Consider the following 24038-nt stretch of genomic DNA (forward strand, 5'->3'; position numbering starts at 1 on the left):
TGCCGGTGCCGTTGGTACCGAGGCCGAGGTCGATGGCGGCTGCGACGTCGGTGGTCGTGCCGGCCGTGGGATCGGACGTGCTTGCCGTCCCCAGCCCAAGGTCGACGTTCACAGCGGCGGCGGCGCCCGTTGAACCGGCCGGCGTTGGGTCACCCAGCAGGCCCAACGACGTCGAGTCAGCGGGAGCCGCCGAGATCATGGCGGAAGCGGAGAGGTCCGCTCCAGTAGTGGTGTCCGCGGCATTCGCGGCGGTGCAGCCGAGGGCCAAAAGGCCGCCGGCAAAGAGGGTGCCGAGCAGCCCCCTGCGAAGGTTGGAACTCATGGTGGAATCTCCTGAGAAAGTTGAGGTTGGGGCGCTTGTCAGCTGCCCTTGTGGCCACGTGCTGCCCGGTGAAGGGCAGACGGGTCTCAACTAGTCAGGGGAAGAACCGGGGTCGAACGACACCGGTGCGGGCGCATGCTCGGGGTCTTCGAGGCCGCGCACGGCTGCGGCGAAGTGGAACTGGTAATCAAAAGCATCGAGCCAGGCGGCAGCCCCCGAGGGCCCGGCAGGCGATCCTCCCGCCCCCGTGCCCGAGCCCGGGGCCGGAGGGGCCGGGGCAGGCACAGGTGAAGGACCGGCGGGGAGGGGGTCACCCACAGCGGACGCAGGGCCCGCGGATTCGACGGCGGCAGTGGCCGCCAGGAGTTCAGAGCCTTGGGTACCGGCCTGGATGGCCGCCCCAGCGGCTGTTCCATTGGATTCGACAGCGATCTCCGGGGACGCGGTATCGGCGACAGGAGCGCCGGGCGAGGCCGCCGCGGCCGCGGGCAGGTCCGGTGCAGGCAGCCCGGGGGTGCCAACTACAGCGGGAAGATCCGGAAGCGTGACGGGCAGCACATCCGTCCCGGTGACAAGATCGGAAACCGGTTGGACTACCGGCTCAAGCACCGGAAGGGCATCGGACACGGGGGCAACGACAACCTGCACAACGTCCGAAGCCAGGCTGTCGGCTCCGCCGGCGATGGGGGCGGTGACGGTTGATACCGTCCCTGCCGGCACCACCTGGTTGGCGACCGGAACGGACGCGGCGAGGTCATCGGCCAGTCCGGAAACCTGGGCCGCCACTGGCTCGAGCAGGCCGCGGGGCTCTGCAGCAGCTCCCGCCGCTGTATCCACCGCCGTGGCCTGGGCCGGGCCGGCAAGGCTTTGGGTCAGGGATGAGACCTGCTCTGACACGCCGCCCAGGAGGGACGAGGAGTCGGTGCCTGCATCGGCGGTGGCAGCCGTGGAAGAGAGCGTCAGCCAGGTGACTGCGGCGGCTCCGGCAAGGAGCGCTGGGCGCAGGGCACGCCACGGCGAACTTCTCCGAGCCATGCGTACCACCCCCCAGTGAACGTTGCGGCCGGCAGCGGACGTTGCAGCCGACGCTGCCTACATCGTAAGACTGCTTATGACTGAAAGTCGAGGGAATCCCTACAACAAATTTACAATTGGGAACGCGGCGCGCGTGAAGCCATCAACAGCAAGGCGAAGCTGTCATATCCGCGGGTCAGTGGCTGTCATTCGGATATGTGACGCCAAGTTGGGCTCGCACCCCATCGAAGAGGCGCATGGTGTTCAACGAATCCTCCAGCGGCATCACGGGGCTCTCGGTCAACCCCTGCTGAATGCAGCGCGTCACCTCGCGGAGCTCGTAGGCGTACCCCTTGCCCACGACGTCGAACGTCTCTGTCCGGCGGTCATCCCAGCCCTTGGTGATGACCAGTTCACGCGGGTTGTTGATGGAGCCAATGCTTTGCAGGTAGCCGAGGCTCCCCGACACTGTGGCGGTCCGCGGGCCGTGGGCCAGCAGCGACGAGGTCAGCTGCACCTGGGCTGCGTGGCCGTAGCCCAGGGTCATGGCATTCTGGGCGTCCACGCCGTCGTCGTTGACGAAGCCGGTTGCGCTCACGGTGTGCGGAAAACCGAGCGTGCCAAGGGCCCAGAGCAGCGGGTAGACGGCGAGGTCCAGCAGGGCGCCCCCGCCGTCTTTCCGGGACCACAGCCTTGCCGTCGGCGAGTACGGCGCGGGGAATCCGAGGTCGGCCGTGATCCAGTGGATGTCACCCAACTCGCCGGACGCTGCGATGTCGAAGGCGCGCTGCATCGAGGGCAGGAAACGGCTCCACACGGCCTCCATCAGGAAAAGGTTCCGGCTTCGTGCATAGTCGATGAGTTCCGCGGCTTCCCGCGCATTGATGGTGAAGGCCTTCTCGCACAGCACGTGCTTGCCCGCGGTGAGCGCGGCAAGCACAATCTCGTGGTGCTGGGCGTGTGGCGTGGCGACGTAGACGACGTCCACGGCCTCATCGGCGAGGAGCCGCTGGTAGCCGGGGACGCCGTCGTCGTCCCCGTAGGCCTTGGCGAAGTCGTAGGCCACTGCAAATGCGTCCGCCGTGTCCTGCGCCCGTGAACTGACCGCGTACAACTGGGCGTCGGCGAGCAGCGCCAGCTCCTGCGAGACGGCGCGGGCGATGCTGCCGGTCGAGATGATGCCCCACCGCAGCGGAGCACCTGTGGCGGAGCGGGGATCCTTGTCCGGCTGGCTGAAAAGCCACGGCGTGGCGATGGGGGCACTCATGGATGCCATCCTGTCACAGCGGGGCGGAACGGTTTGGGAATTTCCGCGCCCGGAACGGGGCGGCGGACCGGGGCCGACGGCGGGAGGAACTGGAGGGCGGTTCCCCCGCCGACGGCACCGGATGGTCAGGCCGTGGCCGCGGCGGCGCTGCGGCTATGGACCGGTTCCTCCGTGAGCCTGCCCTGCTGGAGGCGGAAGCGCCGGTCGGTCTTATTCGCCAGGGCCCGGTCATGCGTCACCACCAGGATTGTGGTGTTGTGGTCCCGGCGGAGCGAGCTGAGGAGTTCGATGATGTGGTCCCCCGTCTGCTCATCCAGGTTGCCCGTCGGTTCGTCGGCAAGGATCAGCTTGGGCTCGTTGGCCAGGGCCCGCGCAATGGCCACGCGCTGCTGCTCGCCGCCGGAGAGCCTGTTGATGCGCCGCCCGTGCTTGGACGGATCCAGCTGGACCTGCTCCAACAAATCCTGGGCTCGCTGCAGCCTGGCTGCCTTACGCAGGCCGGCGAACTCCATCGGCAGCATCACGTTGTCCACTGCCGACAGGTTGGGGATGAGGTTGAACTGCTGGAAAACGAATCCAATATCGCGCCGGCGGTACTCAGTCAGCTTGGCGTCCGGCATGCCCGCGAGGCTCACGCCGTTGACCATCACGTCCCCGCTGGTCGGCTTGTCCAAGGCCCCCAGCAGGGAGAGCAGGGTGCTCTTGCCGCTGCCGCTCTTGCCCACGATCGAGGCCAGGGTGCCCTGTTCGAGGACGAAGCTGACGTCGTTGACCGGCTTGATGGTGCGGTCACCGGAGTTGAAGGTGCGGACCAGGTTCTTGACTTCAATCATGGCTATTCTCCTCGCAGGACTTCGATGGGACGGATGCGCGCGGTGAGCAGCGCGGGAACCAGGGCTCCGATGATGGCGACGCCGAACACGGCAGCGATGCCTCCGGCGATCACGCCGGGGGAGGCGCTCGCGGTGACGGAGTTCAGCAGCTGGGAGGCGCCGCCGAAGGGGCCGCCCTGGCCGCCGGGGAATCCGCCTCCCGCCCCGCCTCCGGGGAAGCCGCGGCCGGTGCTGGCAGTCGCCGTCGTGGTGGTGTTGCTGCTGATCAGGGCGGAGGCGATGCTTCCGCTGGCGAAGGAGGCGATCGCCGCGCCGACAGCACTGCCGAGGGCGGCAAGGACCAGTGCTTCCAGGACGAACTGCAGCCCGATGGTGCGGTTCGGCGCCCCGATCGCCTTCAGCACCCCGATCTCGCGGCGGCGCTCGCGGACCAGCATCACCATGATGAGCAGGATGATGATCCCGGCCGTGCCCAGCGCGGCGATGAAGGCGATGAAGGAGATGTTCTTCACGCTGTTGAGGGAGCTGAGGGCGGTCTGCAGGTTCTGTCCCTGGGTGACATCTGCCTTGCCGGTGCCGAGGGCGGCCTGCAGGGCGGTCTTGGTGGCGGCGACGTTTTCCAGGGAGTTGACGGTGACGATCATGCTGGACAGTTCGCCCGGCGTGCCGGCGAGGGTCTGTGCCGTGGGGAGCGTCAGGTAGACGGCGTTGTTGCCGAAGGCGGTGCCGGCGTCGAACAGTCCGGCCACGGTGTAGGTCTGGTCATTGATGGTGAACGTGGACCCGACGGCCAGGTTGTTCTTTTCGGCCAGCGTGGTGCCCAGCAGGGCGCTGGTGGACGCGGCCGAATAGTCGCCGAGTCCGGCGCCCTGGGTGATGTTGAGGGCCTTGCCGGTGGTGTCGACTTCCGCGCCGACGCCGGTGGCGGTGATCGGCAGGGACCGGGCGGGCTGCGTGGTTCCGGTGCTGCCTGTGGCGCCGTTGGCCTGCTGGTTGCGGTTGCCGAGGGTGCCGGCGTCCACTGCGGCGGTGAGGCTGGTGGTCAGGGTAGCCGCGGCCTGGCCGCCGGGGCCGCCCTGCCCGCCGGGCCCCGTTTGGGTTCCGGCCGCGGCCTGCGCTGCGGCCTCGCTGGCGTTGCGGAGCCTCAAGGATGAGGTCCCGACGACGGCGCTGACGTCCGCCACGCTGCCGGCCGTGGCTGCCTGGTCGGTGGTGAGCGGCTCACCGCCCCCTTCGAAGCCTTGCCCGCCCGCGGGGTTCACCGTGAGCACCGTGCCGACGGAGGCATTGAGCTCCTGCACTTTCGCTCCGACGGCCTGGTTGGCCACCAGCATGGCCAGGGCCAGGCCGATGGCGACTGCCAGCACCGCGACGACTGCCGCGGTGCGGACCTTGTTTCTGAAGGCATTGCCTACGCTTCGTGCGAGGACGCTCGCGTTTCTCCTATGGTTCAGGTGCCGGCCCGGGAGGCCGGCTTCAGCTTCCACAGTCGCCGGGGTCCCTGTGCGGCAAACAGGGCAAACCTATGTTTCTCCTGTGAAGACCTCTTGACATCGCTGTCACGCCGCGCGTAAGAATAAAGCACCGCCGAGAAACCGATTTCTCGGGCGTGAGCAATGTTCCTTTCACCCGCACCCACCAAAGGCATGTGGTCTGTTTGGCATGCCGGAAACAAGGCCAATGACGCCCCTCAAAAGCGACAAAGCACGAACCTCCACCACCGACAGGCTCCGAAGGGCTGCAGGAATTGCCGCGTCGGCGTCGGCGCTGGCGCTCGCCGCCGGAATGGCTATGACTGCACCCGCAACGGCCGGTCCCGCCCCGACCGGCGGCGGGGTGATCAAAGCTGACGATGCGGCACCCACCGGATGGGCCGCCGTCGGACGCGGAACAAACGGCGGTGCAGGCGCACCCGCCGGAAGCCGGTACGAGGTGGGCACGCTCAGCGAACTGAAAGCCGCCTTGGCCAACAACGGCCGGCCCACTGAACCCAAGATCATCTACGTCAATGGAACGATCGACGGAAACCAGGCACCCGACGGACGGATCCTTGGCGAACAGGATTACGCCCCGGGCTACGACATCGCCAAATACATCTCCTGCTTTGGCCCCGACGGAAAGGTATGGAGCGACCAGACCTTTGACTACTGCAAGAAGCAGCGCCAGCTGCGGCAGACCGGAAGCAACAACATGAAACGGCAGATCGAGGTGAGCCTGCCCAGCAATACGACGCTGATCGGGCTTGGGGCGGATTCCGGGTTCGTCGGCGCCAACATCGTGATCCTGAACGCCACCAATGTAGTGGTGCGGAATGTCAGCGTTGAAGCTCCCGTTGACTTCTTCACCACATGGTCACCCGATGACGGCGACGGCGCCTGGAATGCACGGTTTGACGCGTTGTCCTCGGTGACATCGGACCATATCTGGATCGACCACGTCAGCCTGTCCGACGGCCGCTTCCCGGATGGCGATGCGCCCCTGGGCCCCCACGGCAAACATGCCAACCGGCACGACGGCCTGCTGGACCTCAAGGACGGAACCGACTTTGTGACCATCTCCAACAGCAGGCTCTCCAACCACGACAAAACCATGCTGCTGGGTTCCGGTGACGAGCACGTAGACAAGGACGGCGGCAAACTGCGGGTCAGCTACGTTGGCAACTATTTCGAGAACCTCCAGCAGCGCGCACCCCGCGTCCGGTTCGGCCAGGTCCACGTGGTCAACAACTACTTCGCGGGCCGCACGGACGATCCCGACTATCCACTGCTAAGCCGGGCCCAGGGCGGCAGCAGCTACTTCCTCGGCGCCGGGTACGAGTCCCGGATCTTCTCCGAACGCAATGCCTTCGAATACACCGGCCCCGGCGCCGACCCGTCCATCATGGTCAGCAGCTACAACGGCAACCGCTTCAGTGACACCGGCTCCTGGTACAACGGCCAACCGGCGGACCTGAATGCCATCGCCAAGGCTTCCTTTGAACAGAACAGGGCAGGAGCGCTCGCTGAAGCCGAGGCCACCGGGGCACCCGCTCCGGACTGGACGGGCTGGGAATTCACCACGGACGTGGGCTGGAACCCGGCTGGCGTCTACAGCTACAAGGCCTTCACCACACCGCAGGCGGTCAAGAACCATGCCCTGCAGTTCACCGGGCCCGGGGTGCTCACCGTGAACCGTTAGGCTCCAGGCCAAGGAAGAACGGAACAGCCCGGTCCCCGAAGAAGGGACCGGGCTGTTCCGGATCGATTTATGTGGAGATCGCGTTACTTGGTGATCGGGCCGAGTACCGGGTCGTCGGTGTAGGCCGTCTTCACGTTGGCGGCGGTGACAATAACCGGTGCCAGCAGGTAGGCGGGAACAACCTTGTTGCCGTTGTTGTAGGACTTGTCGTCATTCACCTCAGGCTTCTTGCCGGCCTGGAGGTCCTTCACCATGGTGATGGCGTGCTCAACGAGCTTGCGGGTGTCCTTGTTGATGGTGGAGTACTGCTCGCCGGCCATGATCGACTTGACCGACTCCACCTCGGAGTCCTGCCCGGTGACCACAGGAATCGGCTTGCCGGCGGCCTTGACGGACGTCAGGACTGCGCGGGCCAGGGTGTCGTTGGGGGAGAGGACGCCGTCCAGATTGGCGCTGGTGTAGCTGCCGGTCAGCAGCGTGTCGGCGCGGCGCTGGGCGTTCTCAGCCTTCCAGCCCTGCGTCACGGCCTGCTCGAAGCTGGTCTGGCCCGAGACGACCTTGAGGGTGCCGTCGTCGATCTTCGGCTTCAGGACGCTCATGGCGCCGTCAAAGAAGACCTTCGCGTTGGCGTCGTCAGGGGAGCCGGCGAAGAGTTCGATGTTGTACGGACCCGACGGCTTCTTGGCCTTGAGTCCGTCCAGCAGCGCCTGGCCCTGGAGTACGCCGACCTTGAAGTTGTCGTAGGCCACGTAGTAGTCCACGTTGTCGGTGTTCAGCAGGAGCCGGTCGTACGCGATGACGGTGGCGCCGGCATCCTTGGCCTGCTTGAGCTGGGTGCCCAGCTGGGAACCGTCGATGGCGCCCACGATGATGACCTTGGCGCCCTTGGTCACCATGGCGCTGATCTGGTTCTGCTGCTCGGAGACGCCGCCGTTGGCGAACTGGACGTCAGCCTTGAACCCGGCACCGTTAAGCCCGTCATTGAACAGCTTCTCGGCGAGGACCCAGTTTTCACTGGTCTTCTGCGGCAGTGCGACGCCGATGGAGGAGTTCTGTTCGAATCCGCCGGCTCCTCCGCTGGCTCCGCCCGAGGGGGTTTCCGAGCGGCCGCAGCCCGTCAGCGCCAGTGCTGCGATGGCAGCAACCGCTGCGGCCTTTCCTGCTTTACCAAACATTCGCATTGTTGGTTCTCTTTCTCTATGTGATGGAACAGTGTTCAGGCGGCAAACTTCAGGCTTCCCTGGCGATCGCTTCCTTGGTGGAGGTGGTCTCGTCGGGCTGGAGCGGCGTGCTGGGACCGCCGGAGGGGCGGCCCATGTTCCTGGTCAGCATGCCGATGATCGAGCGCTTGCCCTGGGTCTTGTTGTAGACATCGAAGGCGACGGCGATCAGCAGGACCAGGCCCTTGATGATCTGGGTGAGGTCGGCGCCCACGCCCAGGAGCTGCAGGCCGTTGTTCAGGACCGCCATGACCAGGCCACCGATGATGGACCCGACCACGGTGCCCACGCCGCCGGTGACTGCGGCGCCACCGATGAAGACTGCGGCGATGGCGTCCAGTTCCCAGCCCACGCCGTCAAACGGCCCCGATGCGGTGGAGCGGCCCACGAAGATCATGCCGGCCAGGCCGGCCAGGATGGACATGTTCATCATGACCAGGAAGTTGACCTTCTTGGACTGCACACCGGAGAGCTCGGCAGCGTGCCGGTTGCCGCCGACCGCGTAGACGTGGCGGCCCAGGATGGTGCGGGATGAAATGAAGCCGTAGATCAGCACCAGGACCGCGAGGATCAGGCCGGGGATGGGGAAGGAGGTGCCGGGGCGGCCGGTGGCGAACAGGTAGGTGGCGTACAGGATCGCGGCGCAGATCAGGACCAGCTTCACGACCGTGACCCACATTTCGGGGACCTCGGCGCCCAGCGCCTTGGCCCTGGCACGGGAGCGCAGTTCACCGACCACCACGAAAGCGGCGACGGCGATGCCCAGCAGCAAGGTCAGGTTGTTGTAGCCGGTGTTCGGGCCGACCTCGGGCAGGTAGCCGGAACCCAGGTACTGGAAGTCGTTGGGAACGGGGATGGTGTTGGACTTGCCCACGAACTGGTTGAAGCCACGGAACAGGAGCATTCCCGCCAGCGTCACGATGAAGGCGGGGATTCCCACATACGCGGTCCACCAGCCCTGCCAGGCACCGATCACGGCGCCGAGCACCAGCCCCAGCAGGACGCCGGCCCACCAGGGGATTCCCCAGTCGCGGATGGCCAGGGCCACGGTGACGCCCACGAATGCGGCGACCGAACCGACGGACAGGTCGATGTGGCCGGCGATGATCACCAGGACCATGCCGATCGCCAGGATCAGGATGTAGGAGTTGCCGTTGAAGAGGTTGATGACGTTGCCGGGGGTCAGCGTCCGGCCGTCGGTGGCGAACTGGAAGAAGATGATCAGGGCCACAAGGGCGAAGATCATGCCGAATTGGCGGGTGTTGCCGCCAAACAGCTTTTTGAGGGCGTTCATGGTGTCAGTCCTTGTGTCCGGAAGGTTCTGGGTGGTCCAGAGGGTCAGGCGGCTTTTCGGGTAGCGGAGGTCATCAGCTTCATCAGGCTTTCCTGGCTGGCCTCTTCTTTGGTCAGGACGCCGGTGATGGCGCCTTCGAAGATGGTGTAGATGCGGTCGGACAGTCCCAGGAGTTCGGGCAGTTCCGAGGAGATGACGATCACGCCCTTGCCCTGGTTGGCCAGCTGCTGGATGATGCCGTAGATCTCGTACTTGGCTCCGACATCGATGCCACGGGTGGGTTCGTCAAGGATCAGCAGGTCGGGGTCGGTGAACATCCACTTTGCGAGGACCACCTTCTGCTGGTTGCCGCCGGACAGCTTGGCGACGCCTTCCTCCACGGACGGGGTCTTGGTGCGCAGCGACTTGCGGTACTGCTCCGCAACCGTGAATTCCTGGTTGGGATCCACCACCGAGTTGTGGCTGATCTTCTTCAGCGCAGCCGAGACCGTGGTGGTCTTGATGTCATCCAGCAGGTTCAGGCCCAGGGACTTGCGGTCCTCGGTGACGTAGCCCAGGCCGGCGTCGATGGCATGGCGCACATTCTTCAGGACCACCTCCTTGCCGTCCTTGTAGATGTGGCCGTCGATGAAGCGCCCGTAGGAACGGCCGAAGACGGAGCGGGCCAGTTCGGTGCGGCCGGCGCCCATGAGGCCGGCGAAGCCCACGATTTCGCCGCGGCGGACGAAGAAGCTGGAGTTCTTGCAGACCAGCCGGTCCTGGACGCTGGGGTGCCCCACCGTCCAGTTCTTGACCTCGAAGAACACCTCGCCGATTTTGGGGGTGTGGTCCGGGAACCGGGATTCCAGCGTGCGGCCCACCATGCCCTTGATGATGCGGTCCTCGTCCACGCCGTCCTTCTTGACGTCCAGCGTCTCGATGGACTTGCCGTCGCGGATGATGGTGATGGAATCGGCGATCTGCTCGATCTCGTTGAGCTTGTGGGAAATCATGATCGAGGTGATGCCTTTGGCCTTCAGGCCCAGCATCAGGTCCAGCAGGTGCTGCGAATCCGACTCGTTCAGGGCGGCGGTGGGCTCGTCCAGGATGAGGATCTTCACGGACTTGTTCAGCGCCTTGGCGATTTCCACCAGCTGCTGCTTGCCGACGCCGATTTCCTTGATGGGGGTGTCGGGATCGTCCCGCAGCCCAACGCGGGCCAGCAGGTCCAGCGACCGCAGCCGGGCCTCGGACCAGTCGATGATGCCGCGCTTGGTGGGCTCATTCCCCAGGAAGATGTTTTCCATGATGGACAGTTCGGGGATCAGCGCGAGTTCCTGGTGGATGATCACGATGCCCGCGTGCTCGCTGGCCCGGATGTCCCGGAACTGCTGCACCTGGCCCTGGTAGACGATGTCGCCGTCGTAGCTCCCGTACGGGTAGACCCCGGAGAGGACCTTCATGAGGGTTGACTTGCCGGCGCCGTTCTCGCCGCAGATGGCGTGGATTTCGCCGGCCTTCACCCGAAGGTTCACATTCGACAAGGCTTTAACGCCGGGGAATTCCTTGGTGATGGAGCGCATCTCAAGGATGATCGGCTCCGCTTGCGTGGTCTGGGACGTCATGAGCCCTAACCCTCCAATGCAAATGACTTCTTTGTCCGGCCGGCAAAGCGCAGGGCCGTCTGAACCAAAAGTAAACTGGATCACAGCTATTGTCGTCAAGTCTTTAACGCAATTGCCGGATAACGAAATGGTCTAGGACTTGCGGATCCCCGCGTGCTGGAAGACCAGGGCGGCGGCGCCGAGGGCCTCCGCGCGGTCCCCGAGTGAGGACATGGCAAGGGTGGTGGTTTCACCGATCACCGGCACCGCATGCCGGATCAAACCCCGCCGGATCGGGTCCAGCAGGATGTCTCCCAGGCCGGCCAGCGGGCCGCCCACCACGATCACTTCGGGGTTGATCAGGTTGGCCACATTGCCCAGGGCCCGGCCCACCGCCAGGCCGGCGTCATCCACCACCCGCAGTGTCGCGGGGTCCCGGTTCAGGGCTTTCCGGACGATGTCCGCCGGTGTCACCGGCCGGTCGTCGCCGCGGCTGAGCAGCTCGATCATGGTGGTGGTCGAGGCGATGGTTTCCAGGCAGCCGCGGTTGCCGCAGCGGCATACGAGGCCCTGTTCGTGGATGGTGGCGTGCCCGATTTCGCCGGTGATCCCCACGTTGCCGTAGTACGGTGCTCCGTTGAGGATCAGGCCGGCGCCGATGCCCGAACCGATCTTCAGGAACAATAGGTTGCTGACCCCCGTATGCTGGCCCCACGTGACCTCGGACCAGGCCCCGAGGTTGGCGTCGTTGTCAACAAAGACGGGGATTCTTAGGGTTTCCTCGAGGTGCTGCAGGATGTTGATGCCCACCCATTCGGGAAGGATTGCACCCTGCGCCACGGTTCCGGTGCGCCGGTCGATGGGGCCGGGGATTCCGACGCCGGCACCCACCACGGCGCTGCGCTCCACGCCGCTTTCCTGCAGCAGTTTGTCCAGCAGTGCCACGGCCGCCTGGATGCCTTCGTCGGCCTGGTGGCCGAGGGGGAGCATGACCGATTCCTCGGCGATGACGTGGTAGCTCAACGATGCCAGGACGACGCGGAGGTGGCGGCGGCCGAAGTCGATTCCCACGGCCACGGCACCGTTGCTGTTGAGGCGCACATTCAGCGCCCGCCTGCCCGAGCTCGTGATGGGCTCAGTGGACGCGAGCCCGGAATCGAGCATGATCTTGACGATGTTCGAGACGGTCGCCGTGGAGAGTCCTGTTTGCCGGGCGAGTTCGGCCTGGGTGGACGGGCCGCCCATCAGGGTCTCGATAATCCGCTGCTGGTTCAGCTGCCGCAGGGCTGACTGTGAGCCGGGATTTTTGGGTTTGCTCCTCGTTGAGCGCGGGGTTGCGGACATGCTAAGAACATTGCCCTATTTCCAGTCTTGTAGTCAAGAAGTTAACGCATACGTCGCTTTGATGCCCTAAAGCAAGTTGGCCGGGCAGCACCGAGGAGGAGGAGAGTGGCAGCCGGTGCATTGCATCCCGCGGACAGTTCGCCCGGGGCCAAACGACCCGCGGCCAGCCCGGGCGCACTGGCTACGCTGGAAAGCAGGAACACGCCGCGCCCCAGCCCGGGCCGGATGAGAGTCGAAGGGAAGGTGGCGAAGATGCTGCTGTCCGTCCTCCAGGAAAACGCCGTGGTGCTGGACGTCGAGGCCAACCTGCGGACCATTGCCGACGCCGCAAATCGTGCTGCCCGGGCGGGGGCCGCGCTGCTGCTGACCCCGGAGCTGTTTCCCGTCGGCTATGCACCGCTCAGGCTCCGCAGCGAATTTGACCCCGAACGCCTCCCAGATATCCGCGCCCGGCTTTCCGGAATCGCCCGGGAGAACCGGATTGGCCTGGTCTACAGCCTCCCTGCCGTGGCTGCAGCCGGACGCGATCAGGAGGCCGGCGGCCGCTGGCACATCAGCGCCACCCTCGTGGACGCGGAGGGCGTGGAAGTCCTCGACTACGCCAAGGTGCACCTCTTCGGCGCGGAGGAACATGCTGCCTTTGCGGCTGCCGCTGAGCCTCCCGCCGTCGTCGATTTCCAGGGCATCCAAACGTCCCTGCTGATCTGCTACGACATCGAGTTTCCGGAGGCCGCCCGGGCGGCCGCCACCCGCGGCGCCGAATTGCTCCTGGTCCCGACGGCACTCTCCGCAGGGTATGAAGGCGTGCCCCAGGTCCTGGTCCGGGCGCGGGCGCTGGAAAGCCAGCTGAACGTGGCCTACGCCAACCATTGCGGCAGCGAGGACGCGTACACGTTCCTCGGGGGGAGTGTGGTGGCGGGGCCTGGCGGGACGCTGCTGGCCGAAGCAGGCGGGGAGGCCCGCCTGCTTTTCGCCGAGGTGGGCACGGAGCCCGTCCGGGCGGCGCGGGCGGACGTCCCGTACCTCCAGGACCGCCGGCCGGCGCTGTACCGGGAATGGGACAGCCAGGCCTGGCCCCCGGCTGCCGGACTAGGACAATGAATCGACGTACTGCAGCGCGAACCATAGCTCTGCCCGCACCTGCGCCTGGTTGAGGTCCATGTCCAGGACCTCGGCAACGATGCCGATCTGCCGGCGCACGCTGTTGCGGTGCAGCCCCAGCCGCTTGGCCGAGCCGTCCCAGCTGCCGTTCTCGCTGAGCCAGCCGTGCAGTACGGTGAGCAGCGTTTCCCGGCGGTCCGGTTCCAGCGCCAGGACCGGGCCCAGGAGGCGTCCGGCCAGCAGGGTTCCGGCCTCCCGTCCCAGCAGCCCGGCCACCGACCAGGTCACCTCGTCCGCGCGGACGCTTTGGCCGCTCCGTTGCACCTGGCTGCGCAGGGAAGTCGCCCGCTGGTAGGCGGCGGGCAGGCTGGTAAGTTCGGCCGGCTCGCCGACCACCAGGCGCCAGCCGAGTTTTTCGATGTCGGCGAGCAGGGCGTCGTCCACCTTGAGGCGCGTGATGGCGGCGAAACCGTAGTCCGTAATTTCCACCAGTTTGGTGTCGAACATCCGCCGCCACTGCAGCAGTTCCCGCACCGGGCTGTCGCCGGCGGGCCAGTCGGGAGCTTCGACCTTGATGCCCTGCACCACGCGCGCGGGCGCAGATCTCGTGGAGGTGAGGCTTTGCGCCAGCAGGTCCTTCAGCCCGTTGACCTGCTTGGTGCTGCCCGTGGACAGGCTCTCGGGATGAAGCAGCACAGCGGTGGCCAGCTGGCTGGGCGCGAGGGATCCGCTGGTCCGCTGCCGCACCAGCAGTTCCAGCAGCCCCACCGCAGATTGGACCACATTGTTCTGCGCGGGCGTCAGCGGCGCGTCCGAGCCGAGGATGAGCGCCCCGAGGTTGGCGTCCCTGGTGCTGCGCAGCGGGTGGCCGACCACGAGCGCAGAGCCGGGCTGGTCGAACCCGTCCATCTCCACGCGGGGCCCACTGCCGGAGAGCAGCCGTTCCAGCATGGGCGCCAGGAGCGGAAGTTCGACGGCGGGGCTGCCGCCGGCGCTGGTGCCGCGTGCCCGCACCCGCCCGTCGGCGCCCACCAGCAGTGCCCACACTGGGACGCGCTGGACCAGCGCGGCAAGCAGTTCATGCTCAGGTTTTGGGGAGAGCACTGCACGCATGAGCTGGCGGTTGGTTTCGGCAAGCTGCCGGAAGACCCGGGCATTGTCGGTCTCCAGCAGCTGGGAGAACTGCAGGCCGATCGCGGCGAAGGGCAGCGCCTCCGGCACTTCGAGCAGCGTGAGGTTGTGCCGGCGGCAGGCCGCGACCACCGCATCGGGGACGGCGTCGAAATAGGGCCTGATGCCGAACCCGAGCGCTGCGACTTTGGCCGCCACGAGCCGCCGGACGTACGCGTCCACGTTGGCGGGCGAGCCGCCGTCACCCAGGAACGGCAGTCCCGCCGTGAGCAGGAACTCGCCTTCGGGAAGGTAGGGGGTGGGGTCCTCCAGTTCGCTGGGTTCAACCCAGCGCAGCAGCCGGTCCCCGCTGCCGCCGTCGTGAAGCATCTTCAACAACGGCGGCAGCTGCTCAAGGAACTGCTGGAGCGTGACGAAACTCAGGCGGGCGGCGTCGGCGGGCTCAGTCATGGGCGGGCCCGGCGGCTGCCGGCTCCTGGTAGTCCGGGCATTCATGCGCCGCGGTCCGGCGGCCGGAGCCGCGGTAGGAGCGCTGCAGCCGGGGCGCGATCCGGTTGATGATCTCATCCCCGTGGCTGCCGATCGCCGCCCCCCAGTCGTCGGCGCTGGCAGCACCGGTGGCCGGATCCCCGAACAGCACCGCCGTATCGCCCACGGCGATACCCAAAAGGTCCGGGCCAAGGTCCACCATGAACTGGTCCATGCAGACCTTGCCGATCACCGGTACCCGCCGGCCGCCGACAGTCACCAGGGGGCGGCCGCTGATGCCCTTGGGAATGCCGTCCGCGTACCCCAGCGGGATAAGGCCAAGGTAGCGGGGTTCGTAGGTGATGGCCTGGTGCTCGTAGCTGATGCCGGTGCCGGCGGGAACCTTCTTCACCATGACCAGGGGAGCCGTCACGCTGAGCGCGGGCCGCAGGCCGAAGTCGGCGGGATGCAGGTGGTCGGCGGGGGCCAGCCCGTACACGGCCAGGCCGGCCCGGACCATGTCGAAGTGGTGCTCCGGGCGGTCGAGGATGTTGGCGGAACTGGACACATGCCGGAGCTGAGGCGTGAGCCCCGCCTCGTGCGCAGCCTGGACGGCGTGTTCGAAGTCGGCCACCGCGGCGGCGTTCGCCGGATGGGCAGGCACATCAGCCCATGCAAGGTGCGTCCAGACACCTCGGACGCGGAGGGTGCCGTCCAGTTCGGCCTCCCGGGCCCGGCCCACGAGGGCAGCCCAGTCTTCCTTCCGCGCACCGCCGCGGCTGAGTCCGCTGTCCAGTTCCAGGTGCACGACGGCGGGACGGCCCAGCTGCCTGGCGGCACCTGCCAGTACCTCCAGCTGGGAGACGCTGCCGATGGAGACGTCGATGCTGTTCCGCAGTGCTTCCCCGATGTCTGCGCTGGTCTGGGATGCCAGATAAAGCCACGACAGGATGGGGGCCGTGATGCCCGCTTTTCGCAGGTCGACGGCCTCCTTCAGCTGGGCCGTCCCCAGCCAGTCGGCGCCCGAGGCGACCGCGGTGCGAGCCACCTCCACGAGGCCGTGGCCATAGGCGTTTCCCTTGACCACGGCCATGAAGAATCCGGCCCTGCTGCGGGTTTTCAACGCCCTGGTGTTGTCCGAAATGGCGGAAAGATCGACGATGACCTGTCCGGAAAACGCCGCCGGGGCGGCCGCATCGCATTGTGCATTAAGTCTCATGGGTGACCACTATAGGGCAATCTGCACCGGGCTGAGAGCTGACTCACATGCCAGCCTTGAGGAGGGGAAACCGCAACTACTCTGAAGGGACGTCAACGGTGACCGTGCCTGTGACCACTCAAAACTCCATTGCGCCCGACGCGGCCCGGCCACGCCTGCTGGACCAGCTGCTGCGGCGCAAACCGATCGGACAGATGGTCCGCGAGGCCGAAGGCATCGACGGCGGCACGCCGCTGGTACGCAGCTTCGGCGTCCTCCAGCTGACCATGATCAGCGTCGGCGCCACCCTTGGGACCGGCATCCTGGTGATCCTGGGCGAATCGGTTCCGCTGGCCGGCCCGGCCATCTGGATCTCGTTCGTCATTGCCGGGCTTGCCGCCCTGCTGTCCGCAGTGTCCTACGCCGAAATGGCCGGCCTGGTGCCGGTGGCCGGATCCAGCTACTCCTATTCCTACGCCACCATGGGCGAGGGGATGGCCTGGATCTGCGGCTGGTGCCTGGTGCTGGAATACGCCGTGTCGGTGGCCGCCGTCGCCGTGGGAGCCGGCCAGTACGTCAACGAGGCCCTGGCGGCCTTCGGGCAGGTACTGCCGGACGCCCTGTCCCAGCCGCCCGGTGACGGCGGCCTGGTGAACATCCCGGCCGTGGCCATCGTGGTGCTTGCCATGGTCCTGCTGGTCCGCGGCGCGAAGGAAAGCGCGTGGATCAACACGGCGATTGTGGTCATCAAGGTGGGCATCCTGCTCTTCTTCTGCGCCGTTGCCTTCACGGCGTTCAACGCCGGAAACTTCGAGCCGCTGCTGCCGATGGGCGCCGCCGGCGTGTCCGCTGCCGCCTCCCGGGTGTTCTTTTCCTACATCGGCTTCGACGCCGCCTCCACGGCAGGGGAAGAAGCAAGGAACCCCAAGCGGGACCTGCCCCGGGCCATCCTGCTGTCCATGGTGATCGTCACCAGCATTTACGTCCTCGTGGCCGTGGCCGCCATCGGCGCCCGCCCCTGGGGCTGGTTCGACGGCACCGAAGCCGCCCTCGTCCAGATCCTGGAGGAGCTCACCGGCCAGCCGTGGATTGCCCTCGTCTTCTCCGCCGGAGCCGTGCTGGCGATCGCCAGCATCGTGCTGACCGTCCTGTACGGCCAGACCCGCATTCTCTTGTCGATGTCGCGTGACGGCCTCGTGCCCAAGGTCTTCGGCCGCGTTTCCCCCCGGACCGGCACCCCGGCCGCCGGCACGCTCATCGTTGGCACCGCCGTCGCGCTCACCGCCGGTTTGGTTCCGCTGGGCGCACTCGCCGATGCCACCAGCATCGGCACGCTGTTCGCCTTTGCCCTGGTGAACGTCGCCGTCATCTACCTGCGCCGCAACCGCCCGGACCTGGTCCGCAGCTTCCGCGTGCCGCTCTACCCGTTCGCGCCGGTCCTGGGCACCCTCATGTGCGCCTACCTGATGGCGAACCTGGGCGCGGACACCTGGCTCGTCTTTGGCGCCTGGATGCTGGTGGGCGCCGCCATCTACTTCGGCTATGGACGCCGGAACTCCAAGGTAGCGGCTCTGAGCGAGCTGGACTACCGTGAACTGACCGCCACGGCCCCCGGCCGGGAACCTGTGAAAGCAGAACAATCATGACCATCGCCACCGAACTGCCGGCCTTCGACCCCTCCAGCACCTCCACCCCGCCGGCGGAGACGCCGCACCAGGAGGGCCACGCAGCCCCCATCACCATGCTGAACCCGGACTTCCCGTTCAGCTACGACCACTACCTGGCCCACCCCGGCGGCCTCGGCTCCGTGCCGCCGGAACTGCACGGCACCGAGGTCGCCGTCATCGGCGCCGGGCTCTCCGGCCTCGTGACCGCCTATGAACTGATGAAACTCGGGCTGCGGCCGGTGGTGTACGAGGCCGACCAGATCGGTGGAAGGCTCCGCACCGCAGCCTTCCCGGCCGCTCCCGGCGTTGTGGCCGACCTGGGCGGGATGCGCTTCCCCGTCTCCGGGAAGGCCTTCTACCACTACGTGGACCTGCTGGGCCTGGAAACGCAGGACTTTCCCAACCCGCTGGCCGAAGCCACGTCCAGCACCGTGATCGAGCTCGCCGGCAAGAAGCACTACGCCGAAAAGTCCAGCGACCTACCGCCGTTCTTCCGCGAAGTGGCGGACGCCTGGAAAGCAGCCGTCAACGACGGCGCCATGTTCGCCCAGATGCAGCAGGCCATCCGGTCCCGGGACACCGCCCGGATCAAGGAACTCTGGAACGGCTTGCTGCCGCTGATGGACGAGCAGACCTTCTACGGCTTCATCGCGGCCAGCGAGTCCTTCAAGAAGGCAGGGTTCGCGCACCGTGAGGCCTTCGGGCAGGTCGGTTTCGGCACCGGCGGCTGGGACACCGACTTCCCCAACTCCATCCTCGAAATCCTCCGCGTGGTCTACACCGACGCCGACGACCAGCACCGCTTCATCCGCGGGGGAGCGCAGCGGCTGCCCGAGGCCCTGTGGCAGCACGCGCCGTCGGACCTGGTGCACTGGCCCGCCGGCACCTCCTTGTCATCGCTCCACTCCGGTTCGCCCCGCGGCGCCGTGGGGAAGATCAGCCGCGACCCGGACGGCAACCTGCGCGTGCGTGAACGCTGGGGCCGCGAGGCGAGCTACCCGGCCGTGGTGACCACCTGCCAGTCCTGGCTGCTGTCCACCCGGATCCACACGGAGGAGGCCCTGTTCCCGGCCGAACTGTGGACCGCCATGGAGAAATCGCACTACATGCAGTCGTCCAAGACCTTCGTCATGGTGGACCGTCCGTTCTGGAAGGACATCGACCCGGAAACGGGCAACGAGGTCCTGTCCATGACCCTGACGGACCGGCTGAACCGTGCTACGTACCTGCTGGACAACGGACCGGACCAGCCCGCCGTCATCCTGCTCTCCTACACCTGGAACGATGACGCCCTGAAGTGGCTGGCCCTGGACGCCAACGAGAGGGTGGAACTGATGCTGCATTCGCTCGAGCAGATCTACCCCGGAGTGGACATCGCCAGCCACATCGTGGGGCAGCCCATCACCGTGTCCTGGGAGGCCGACCCCAACTTCATGGGCGCGTTCAAGGCCAACCTGCCCGGGCACTACCGCTACCAGCAGCGGCTGTTCACGCACTTCAAGCAGGACAACCTGCCGGAATCCCAGCGCGGCATTTTCCTCGCCGGCGACGACGTCTCCTTCACCGCCGGGTGGGCGGAAGGCGCCGTCACCACCGGACTGAATGCCGTGTGGGGCGTCGTGAACCACCTGGGCGGCTCCTCCGCGCCGGGCAACCCCGGACCGGGCGAGCTGTTGGACGAGTACGGCCCTATGTCATTGGACTGACCCGTCAGTGTCCTTGCGCGTGCAGTTCGCGGTGTTTCGCCGCGAGCTCCACGTACCGCGCCGCATTGGCGCGCACGCCGTCGAACTCCTCATCCGTCAGTTCGCGGCGCACCTTGGCGGGCACTCCCGCCACCAGCGACCGGGGCGGGACCACCGTTCCTTCCAGGACGACGGCGCCGGCCGCCACCAGCGAGCCGGCGCCGATCACTGCCCCGTTAAGTACGGTGGCGCCCATGCCGACCAGGCAGTCGTCCTCCACCGTGCAGCCATGGACGACGGCCGCGTGCCCCACGCTGACCCGTTCGCCCACCGTGCAGGGGAAGCCGGGGTCGGCGTGCAGCACCACGTTGTCCTGCAGGTTGCTGCCGGCGCCCACAGTGATGGCGGCGGTGTCGGCCCGGACGGAGACGCCGTAGAACGCGCTGGAATTCTCAGCCAGGGTTGCGTTGCCGATGATCGACGCGGACGGGGCGATGAACGCTGATTCGTGCACGGCGGGGGAGTTGCCGCCGAAAGGGTACAGGGGAGCCATAGCTTCACCCTAAGCTACCCCCGGCCGCCGGCGGCTCCAGGGCCCCTTTGCGACTGCCGGCGTTCGCAGGACCAGGAACTGGTAGTGCTGCGTCCAGGCGCCCCGCCCGGGGCCGGACTCGTCCCCAACGCCTTCGGGCCAGGTACGGAACTGCTCCACCTCGCCGTGGGAACCGAAAATCGACCGGACTGTGGCGTCGCTGCGCCGGCTGAAGAACCGCCGCGGCTCCTCAAGGTCCTCCGGGTTCAGTACCTCCTCGTCCCCGCCGGACCACAGGCCGACGGCGACGGGTGCCCCCGGTGCGCAGACGCGCACCAGTTCGCTGACCACGCCGTGGATTCCGCTGTTGGGCACGTGCAGGAGCGTGCTCATGGTCCATGCCGCGGAGAACGAACCGGCCGGAAACGGCAGGTGCCGGCCGCTGGCCACGCTGGTATCCAGCCCTTTGGCCCGCGCCACGCGGACGCTTTCGCCGGACAGGTCCACGCCGCAGTAGTGCAGCCCGGCGCGGACGAACTCGAGGCCCTCGTCGCCGGTGCCGCAGCCCAGTTCGAACACCGAGTGCCGGTGTTCGTCCTTCAGCAGCCGGATGAACCATTCGAGGCATTCGACCCGGCGGGGCGTGTGCGACCTGATGTTCGGCGCCGCGGCGTGCCGGTCGTAGAACACCGCGAGGTCTGCCTCATGGTCGCCGGCGTCCGGATTGCCCTGCATGGCACCAGCGTAGGGCCGGCCCCGGCCACACCCAAGGGCAGGAGGTCCCGTTGGCTGCTAGTTGAAGACCACTGTCCTGTTGCCGTCCAGCAGCACCCGGTGCTCGGCGTGCCACTGCACAGCCTGGACCAGCGTGCGGCCCTCGACGTCGCGGCCCATCTGTACGAACTGTTCCGGGGTGCGGGCGTGGTCCACCCGGATGACCTCCTGCTCAATGATCGGCCCTTCATCCAGGGCGGCTGTTACATAGTGCGCCGTGGCGCCGATGAGCTTCACGCCGCGGGCGTGTGCCTGGTGGTAGGGCTTGGCACCCTTGAAAGACGGCAGGAACGAGTGGTGGATGTTGATCGCCTTGCCGGTCAGTTCGGTGCAAAGCTCGTCGGAGAGGATCTGCATGTACCGGGCCAGGACGGTCAGTTCGATGTCGTGCTCGGCGATGAGGGCGCGCAGCTTGTCCTCCGCCTGGACCTTGGTGTCCTTGGTGACGGGGATGTAGTGGAACGGGATGCCGTAGAACTCTGCGAGTCCGGCCAGGTCCTGGTGGTTGGACACGATCGCGGGGATCTCAATGGGAAGGGTCCCCGAGCGCTGCTGGAAGAGCAGGTCGTTGAGGCAGTGGGCGGAGGTGCTGGCCATCACCAGGGTGCGCACCTTGTCCCCGACAGTGTTGAGGCTCCACTGCATGGAGAACGCCTCAGCGACGGGCTCCAGGGCTGCCCGGAGTTCGGACTTGGGGGCGGACGTGGTGACCTCGACGCGCATGAAGAAGTTCCCGGTGGCCGGGCTGCCGTACTGCTGCGAGTCCGTAATGTTGCATCCCGCCACCAGCAGCGCACCGGCCACCGCGTGGACGATTCCGGGGCGGTCCGGGCAGGACAGGGTTACGACGTACGCTTGGTTCAGCTGCTCTTCATTCACGCGTAATAGCCTACCCGCGCGGCGGGCGGTGGTTTTGGTAGGCTGGGATGGTCGCAACTGGCGTTGGGTGGCTAACCACCAGGGAGCGGCAATCACGAAGACCACGGATCGTACGCCTGGGCCGAGGGTCATGTTTTGCCGGATTGTGGGGCTGCACCTGCGACAGAACGCAGCACCCTCCCGTGCGTTTCCACGCCGTGTCACCGACACAGTGCGGAAGATCGCCAGCCGGTAGCCTGACCTAAGCAGTGCCCGTCCCTAGCCAGGAGTTCTTCGTGACTACTACAGCCACCTCAACCACCGACGTCAGCAACCAGCCGCTGGCTGAGCTCGACCCAGAAATCGCCAAAGTCCTCGAGCAGGAGCTTGGCCGCCAGCGCGGCACCCTGGAAATGATCGCCTCCGAGAATTTCGCGCCCCGCGCCGTGATGGAAGCCCAGGGCTCCGTCCTTACCAACAAGTACGCCGAGGGCTACCCGGGCCGCCGCTACTACGGCGGCTGCGAATACGTCGACGTCGCAGAGCAGCTGGCCATCGACCGGGTCAAGGCACTGTTCGGCGCCGAGTACGCCAACGTCCAGCCGCACTCCGGCGCGCAGGCCAACGCCGCCGCCCTGTCCGCGATGATCACCCCCGGCGACAAGATCCTCGGCCTGTCCCTGGCCCACGGCGGCCACCTGACCCACGGCATGAAGCTGAACTTCTCCGGCAAGCTGTACAACGTGGCTGCCTACCAGGTGGAAGAGGACAACTTCCGCATCGACATGGACAAGCTCCGTGAGCAGGCCATCGCCGAGAAGCCCCAGGTCATCATCGCCGGCTGGTCCGCGTACCCGCGCCACCTCGACTTCGCCGCCTTCCGCTCCATCGCCGATGAAGTGGGCGCGCTGCTCTGGACCGACATGGCCCACTTCGCCGGCCTGGTTGCCGCCGGACTGCACCCGAGCCCGGTGCCGCACTCCGACGTCGTCACCTCCACCGTGCACAAGACCCTGGCCGGCCCCCGCTCGGGTGTCATCCTCGCCAAGGAGCAGTGGGCCAAGAAGCTGAACTCCAGTGTCTTCCCGGGCCAGCAGGGCGGCCCGCTCATGCACGTCATCGCAGCCAAGGCCGTGGCCTTCAAGGTCGCCGGCACGCAGGAATTCAAGGAGCGCCAGGAGCGCGTCCTGGAAGGCGCCCGGATCATCGCGGACCGCCTCAACCAGGCCGACGTCGCCGAGGCCGGCGTCTCCGTCCTCACCGGCGGCACCGACGTCCACCTGGTCCTCGTTGACCTGCGCAACTCCCAGCTGGACGGCCAGCAGGCCGAGGACCTCCTGCACTCCGTGGGCATCACCGTCAACCGGAACGCGGTCCCGTTCGATCCCCGCCCCCCGATGGTCACCTCCGGCCTGCGCATCGGCACGCCGGCGCTGGCCACGCGCGGCTTCGGTGCGGCCGAGTTCACCGAGGTCGCCGAGATCATCGCCACCGCCCTCAAGGCCGGCACCGGCGCCGACGTCGAAGCCCTGCAGGCCCGCGTCGACAAGCTGGCCGCGGACTTCCCGCTCTACCCCCAGCACGAGCAGTGGTAACCCATGGCTGAAACCACCACCGCACAGATCCTTGACGGCCGGGCCACCGCCGCTGCCATCAAGGCCGAGCTGACCGAACGCGTGGCCGCACTCAAGGCCAAGGGCGTCACTCCCGGCATCGCCACTGTTCTCGTGGGCGCTGACCCTGCCTCGCAGCTGTACGTGTCCATGAAGCACAAGCAGTCTGTGCAGATCGGGATGAACTCCATCCAGCGCGAGCTCCCGGCCGATGCCACCCAGGAGCAGGTCGAGGCCCTCATTGACGAACTTAATGCGGACCCCGCCTGCCACGGGTACATCGTGCAGCTGCCGTTGCCCAAGCACCTGGGCACGGACGCCATCCTGGAGCGCATCGACCCCGCGAAGGACGCCGACGGCCTGCACCCGACCAACCTTGGCCGGCTGGTGCTGAACGTCAACAACAAGATCACCACGCCCCTGCCGTGCACCCCCCGTGGTGTCATCGAGCTGCTGGAACGCAACGGGTACAGCCTGTCCGGCAAGCACGTCGTGGTGGTGGGCCGCGGGGTCACGATCGGCCGTTCGATCGGCCTGCTGCTGACCCGGCGGGACGTCAACGCCACCGTGACCCTGACCCACACCGGCACGAAGAACCTGTCGGAGCTGCTCCGACAGGCCGATGTGATCGTCGGCGCGGCCGGCGTCAAGCACATCGTCAAGGCTGCGGACGTCAAGCCGGGCGCTGCCCTGCTGGACGTCGGAGTGACCCGGGAAACCGATCCGGAGACCGGCAAGAGCCGCGTCTACGGCGACATCGACCCCGCCGCCGCCGAGGTGGCCGGCTGGATTTCGCCGAACCCTGGCGGCGTGGGCCCGATGACCGTGGCGTTGCTGATGACCAACGTGGTCGAAGCCGCGGAGCGCCAGGCGGGCGTCGCAGGCTAGGGGCGCCAGGAACGCACGACGGCGGCACGGCACCTTTCGCACGAAAGGCGCCGTGCCGCCGTCGGCCGT

19 protein-coding genes, 1 pseudogene and 1 riboswitch are annotated in these 24038 nt (G+C 67.0%); of the genes and pseudogenes, 6 read left to right on the forward strand and 14 right to left on the reverse strand.

Going from position 1 to position 24038, the window contains the following annotated elements; all coding sequences use genetic code 11:
- The 5 genes and pseudogenes from ACYSM9_RS00005 to ACYSM9_RS00025 form a co-directional block, all read right to left on the reverse strand.
- A pseudogene (locus tag ACYSM9_RS00005) lies at nt 1-322 on the reverse strand (DUF320 domain-containing protein); the annotation flags it as partial.
- A 90-nt stretch (nt 323-412) separates the two neighbouring features.
- Nucleotides 413-1357: a hypothetical protein gene (locus ACYSM9_RS00010; protein WP_461854932.1), complete on the reverse strand. Its 945-nt coding sequence runs from the start codon at nt 1355-1357 to the stop codon at nt 413-415.
- Nucleotides 1358-1532: 175 nt separating this feature from the next.
- Nucleotides 1533-2603: a Gfo/Idh/MocA family protein gene (locus tag ACYSM9_RS00015; RefSeq protein WP_461854933.1), complete on the reverse strand. Its 1071-nt coding sequence runs from the start codon at nt 2601-2603 to the stop codon at nt 1533-1535.
- 125 nt (nt 2604-2728) lie between these two features.
- Nucleotides 2729-3436, reverse strand: coding sequence for an ABC transporter ATP-binding protein (locus ACYSM9_RS00020; protein ID WP_461854934.1), 708 nt, complete (start codon nt 3434-3436; stop codon nt 2729-2731).
- Between the two features lie 2 nt (nt 3437-3438).
- The gene (locus ACYSM9_RS00025; protein WP_461854935.1) at nt 3439-4923 is read right to left on the reverse strand and encodes an ABC transporter permease; all 1485 of its coding nucleotides are present in this window, start codon (nt 4921-4923) and stop codon (nt 3439-3441) included.
- Between the two features lie 304 nt (nt 4924-5227).
- On the opposite strand from ACYSM9_RS00025, the gene ACYSM9_RS00030 reads away from it, so the two are divergent.
- Entirely contained in the window at nt 5228-6613 is a 1386-nt protein-coding gene (locus ACYSM9_RS00030) for a pectate lyase family protein (protein ID WP_461854936.1), read from the forward strand.
- An 83-nt stretch (nt 6614-6696) separates the two neighbouring features.
- On the opposite strand, the gene ACYSM9_RS00035 is transcribed toward ACYSM9_RS00030, so the two are convergent.
- From ACYSM9_RS00035 to ACYSM9_RS00050, 4 genes are all read right to left on the reverse strand, one after another.
- Nucleotides 6697-7794 carry a substrate-binding domain-containing protein gene (locus ACYSM9_RS00035; protein ID WP_461854937.1) on the reverse strand — a complete coding sequence of 366 codons (1098 nt, stop codon included), beginning with the start codon at nt 7792-7794 and terminating at the stop codon, nt 6697-6699.
- Nucleotides 7795-7843: 49 nt separating this feature from the next.
- Nucleotides 7844-9127: a multiple monosaccharide ABC transporter permease gene (mmsB, locus tag ACYSM9_RS00040; RefSeq protein ID WP_461854938.1), complete on the reverse strand. Its 1284-nt coding sequence runs from the start codon at nt 9125-9127 to the stop codon at nt 7844-7846.
- A gap of 44 nt (nt 9128-9171) precedes the next feature.
- Nucleotides 9172-10731: a multiple monosaccharide ABC transporter ATP-binding protein gene (gene mmsA / locus ACYSM9_RS00045; RefSeq protein WP_461854939.1), complete on the reverse strand. Its 1560-nt coding sequence runs from the start codon at nt 10729-10731 to the stop codon at nt 9172-9174.
- Nucleotides 10732-10863: 132 nt separating this feature from the next.
- The gene (locus tag ACYSM9_RS00050; protein WP_461854940.1) at nt 10864-12054 is read right to left on the reverse strand and encodes an ROK family transcriptional regulator; all 1191 of its coding nucleotides are present in this window, start codon (nt 12052-12054) and stop codon (nt 10864-10866) included.
- 252 nt (nt 12055-12306) lie between these two features.
- On the opposite strand from ACYSM9_RS00050, the gene ACYSM9_RS00055 reads away from it, so the two are divergent.
- Nucleotides 12307-13155 (forward strand): nitrilase-related carbon-nitrogen hydrolase, encoded by an 849-nt coding sequence (locus ACYSM9_RS00055; protein ID WP_461855192.1) that lies wholly within the window; start codon nt 12307-12309, stop codon nt 13153-13155.
- Here the strand turns inward: ACYSM9_RS00055 and ACYSM9_RS00060 are convergent.
- Together ACYSM9_RS00060 and alr are read right to left on the reverse strand one after the other, a co-directional pair.
- Nucleotides 13144-14736 carry a PucR family transcriptional regulator gene (locus tag ACYSM9_RS00060; RefSeq protein WP_461854941.1) on the reverse strand — a complete coding sequence of 531 codons (1593 nt, stop codon included), beginning with the start codon at nt 14734-14736 and terminating at the stop codon, nt 13144-13146. The two genes, ACYSM9_RS00055 and ACYSM9_RS00060, sit on opposite strands and share 12 nt — an antisense overlap.
- The gene (alr, locus tag ACYSM9_RS00065) at nt 14729-15973 is read right to left on the reverse strand and encodes an alanine racemase (protein ID WP_461854942.1); all 1245 of its coding nucleotides are present in this window, start codon (nt 15971-15973) and stop codon (nt 14729-14731) included. Before alr ends, ACYSM9_RS00060 begins: the two co-directional genes overlap by 8 nt.
- A 98-nt stretch (nt 15974-16071) precedes the next feature.
- On the opposite strand from alr, the gene ACYSM9_RS00070 reads away from it, so the two are divergent.
- Both ACYSM9_RS00070 and ACYSM9_RS00075 read left to right on the forward strand, forming a co-directional pair.
- Nucleotides 16072-17598: an amino acid permease gene (locus tag ACYSM9_RS00070; RefSeq protein WP_461854943.1), complete on the forward strand. Its 1527-nt coding sequence runs from the start codon at nt 16072-16074 to the stop codon at nt 17596-17598.
- The gene (locus ACYSM9_RS00075; RefSeq protein WP_461854944.1) at nt 17595-19325 is read left to right on the forward strand and encodes a flavin monoamine oxidase family protein; all 1731 of its coding nucleotides are present in this window, start codon (nt 17595-17597) and stop codon (nt 19323-19325) included. Before ACYSM9_RS00070 ends, ACYSM9_RS00075 begins: the two co-directional genes overlap by 4 nt.
- 4 nt (nt 19326-19329) lie before the next feature.
- Here ACYSM9_RS00075 and ACYSM9_RS00080 read toward each other — a convergent pair whose 3' ends face one another.
- Genes ACYSM9_RS00080 through purU form a run of 3 tightly spaced genes read right to left on the reverse strand, consistent with a single transcriptional unit; the run spans nt 19330 to nt 21489 of the window.
- Complete coding sequence (locus tag ACYSM9_RS00080) at nt 19330-19857, reverse strand: gamma carbonic anhydrase family protein (protein ID WP_461854945.1); 528 nt, start codon at nt 19855-19857, stop codon at nt 19330-19332.
- A 9-nt stretch (nt 19858-19866) separates the two neighbouring features.
- A complete protein-coding gene (locus ACYSM9_RS00085) occupies nt 19867-20571 on the reverse strand; it encodes a class I SAM-dependent methyltransferase (protein WP_461854946.1) in 705 nt (234 codons plus the stop codon).
- A gap of 57 nt (nt 20572-20628) precedes the next feature.
- Nucleotides 20629-21489, reverse strand: coding sequence for a formyltetrahydrofolate deformylase (gene purU / locus ACYSM9_RS00090; RefSeq protein WP_461854947.1), 861 nt, complete (start codon nt 21487-21489; stop codon nt 20629-20631).
- Between the two features lie 43 nt (nt 21490-21532).
- Nucleotides 21533-21618: riboswitch (ZMP/ZTP riboswitch) on the forward strand.
- Between the two features lie 146 nt (nt 21619-21764).
- Here purU and glyA point away from each other — a divergent pair.
- A complete protein-coding gene (glyA, locus tag ACYSM9_RS00095; protein ID WP_461854948.1) occupies nt 21765-23063 on the forward strand; it encodes a serine hydroxymethyltransferase in 1299 nt (432 codons plus the stop codon).
- Nucleotides 23064-23066: 3 nt separating this feature from the next.
- Nucleotides 23067-23969, forward strand: a complete 903-nt coding sequence (locus ACYSM9_RS00100; protein WP_461854949.1) for a bifunctional methylenetetrahydrofolate dehydrogenase/methenyltetrahydrofolate cyclohydrolase — start codon at nt 23067-23069, stop codon at nt 23967-23969.
- Nucleotides 23970-24038 lie beyond the last annotated feature (69 nt).

The organism is Arthrobacter sp. C152 (genome assembly GCF_054890965.1).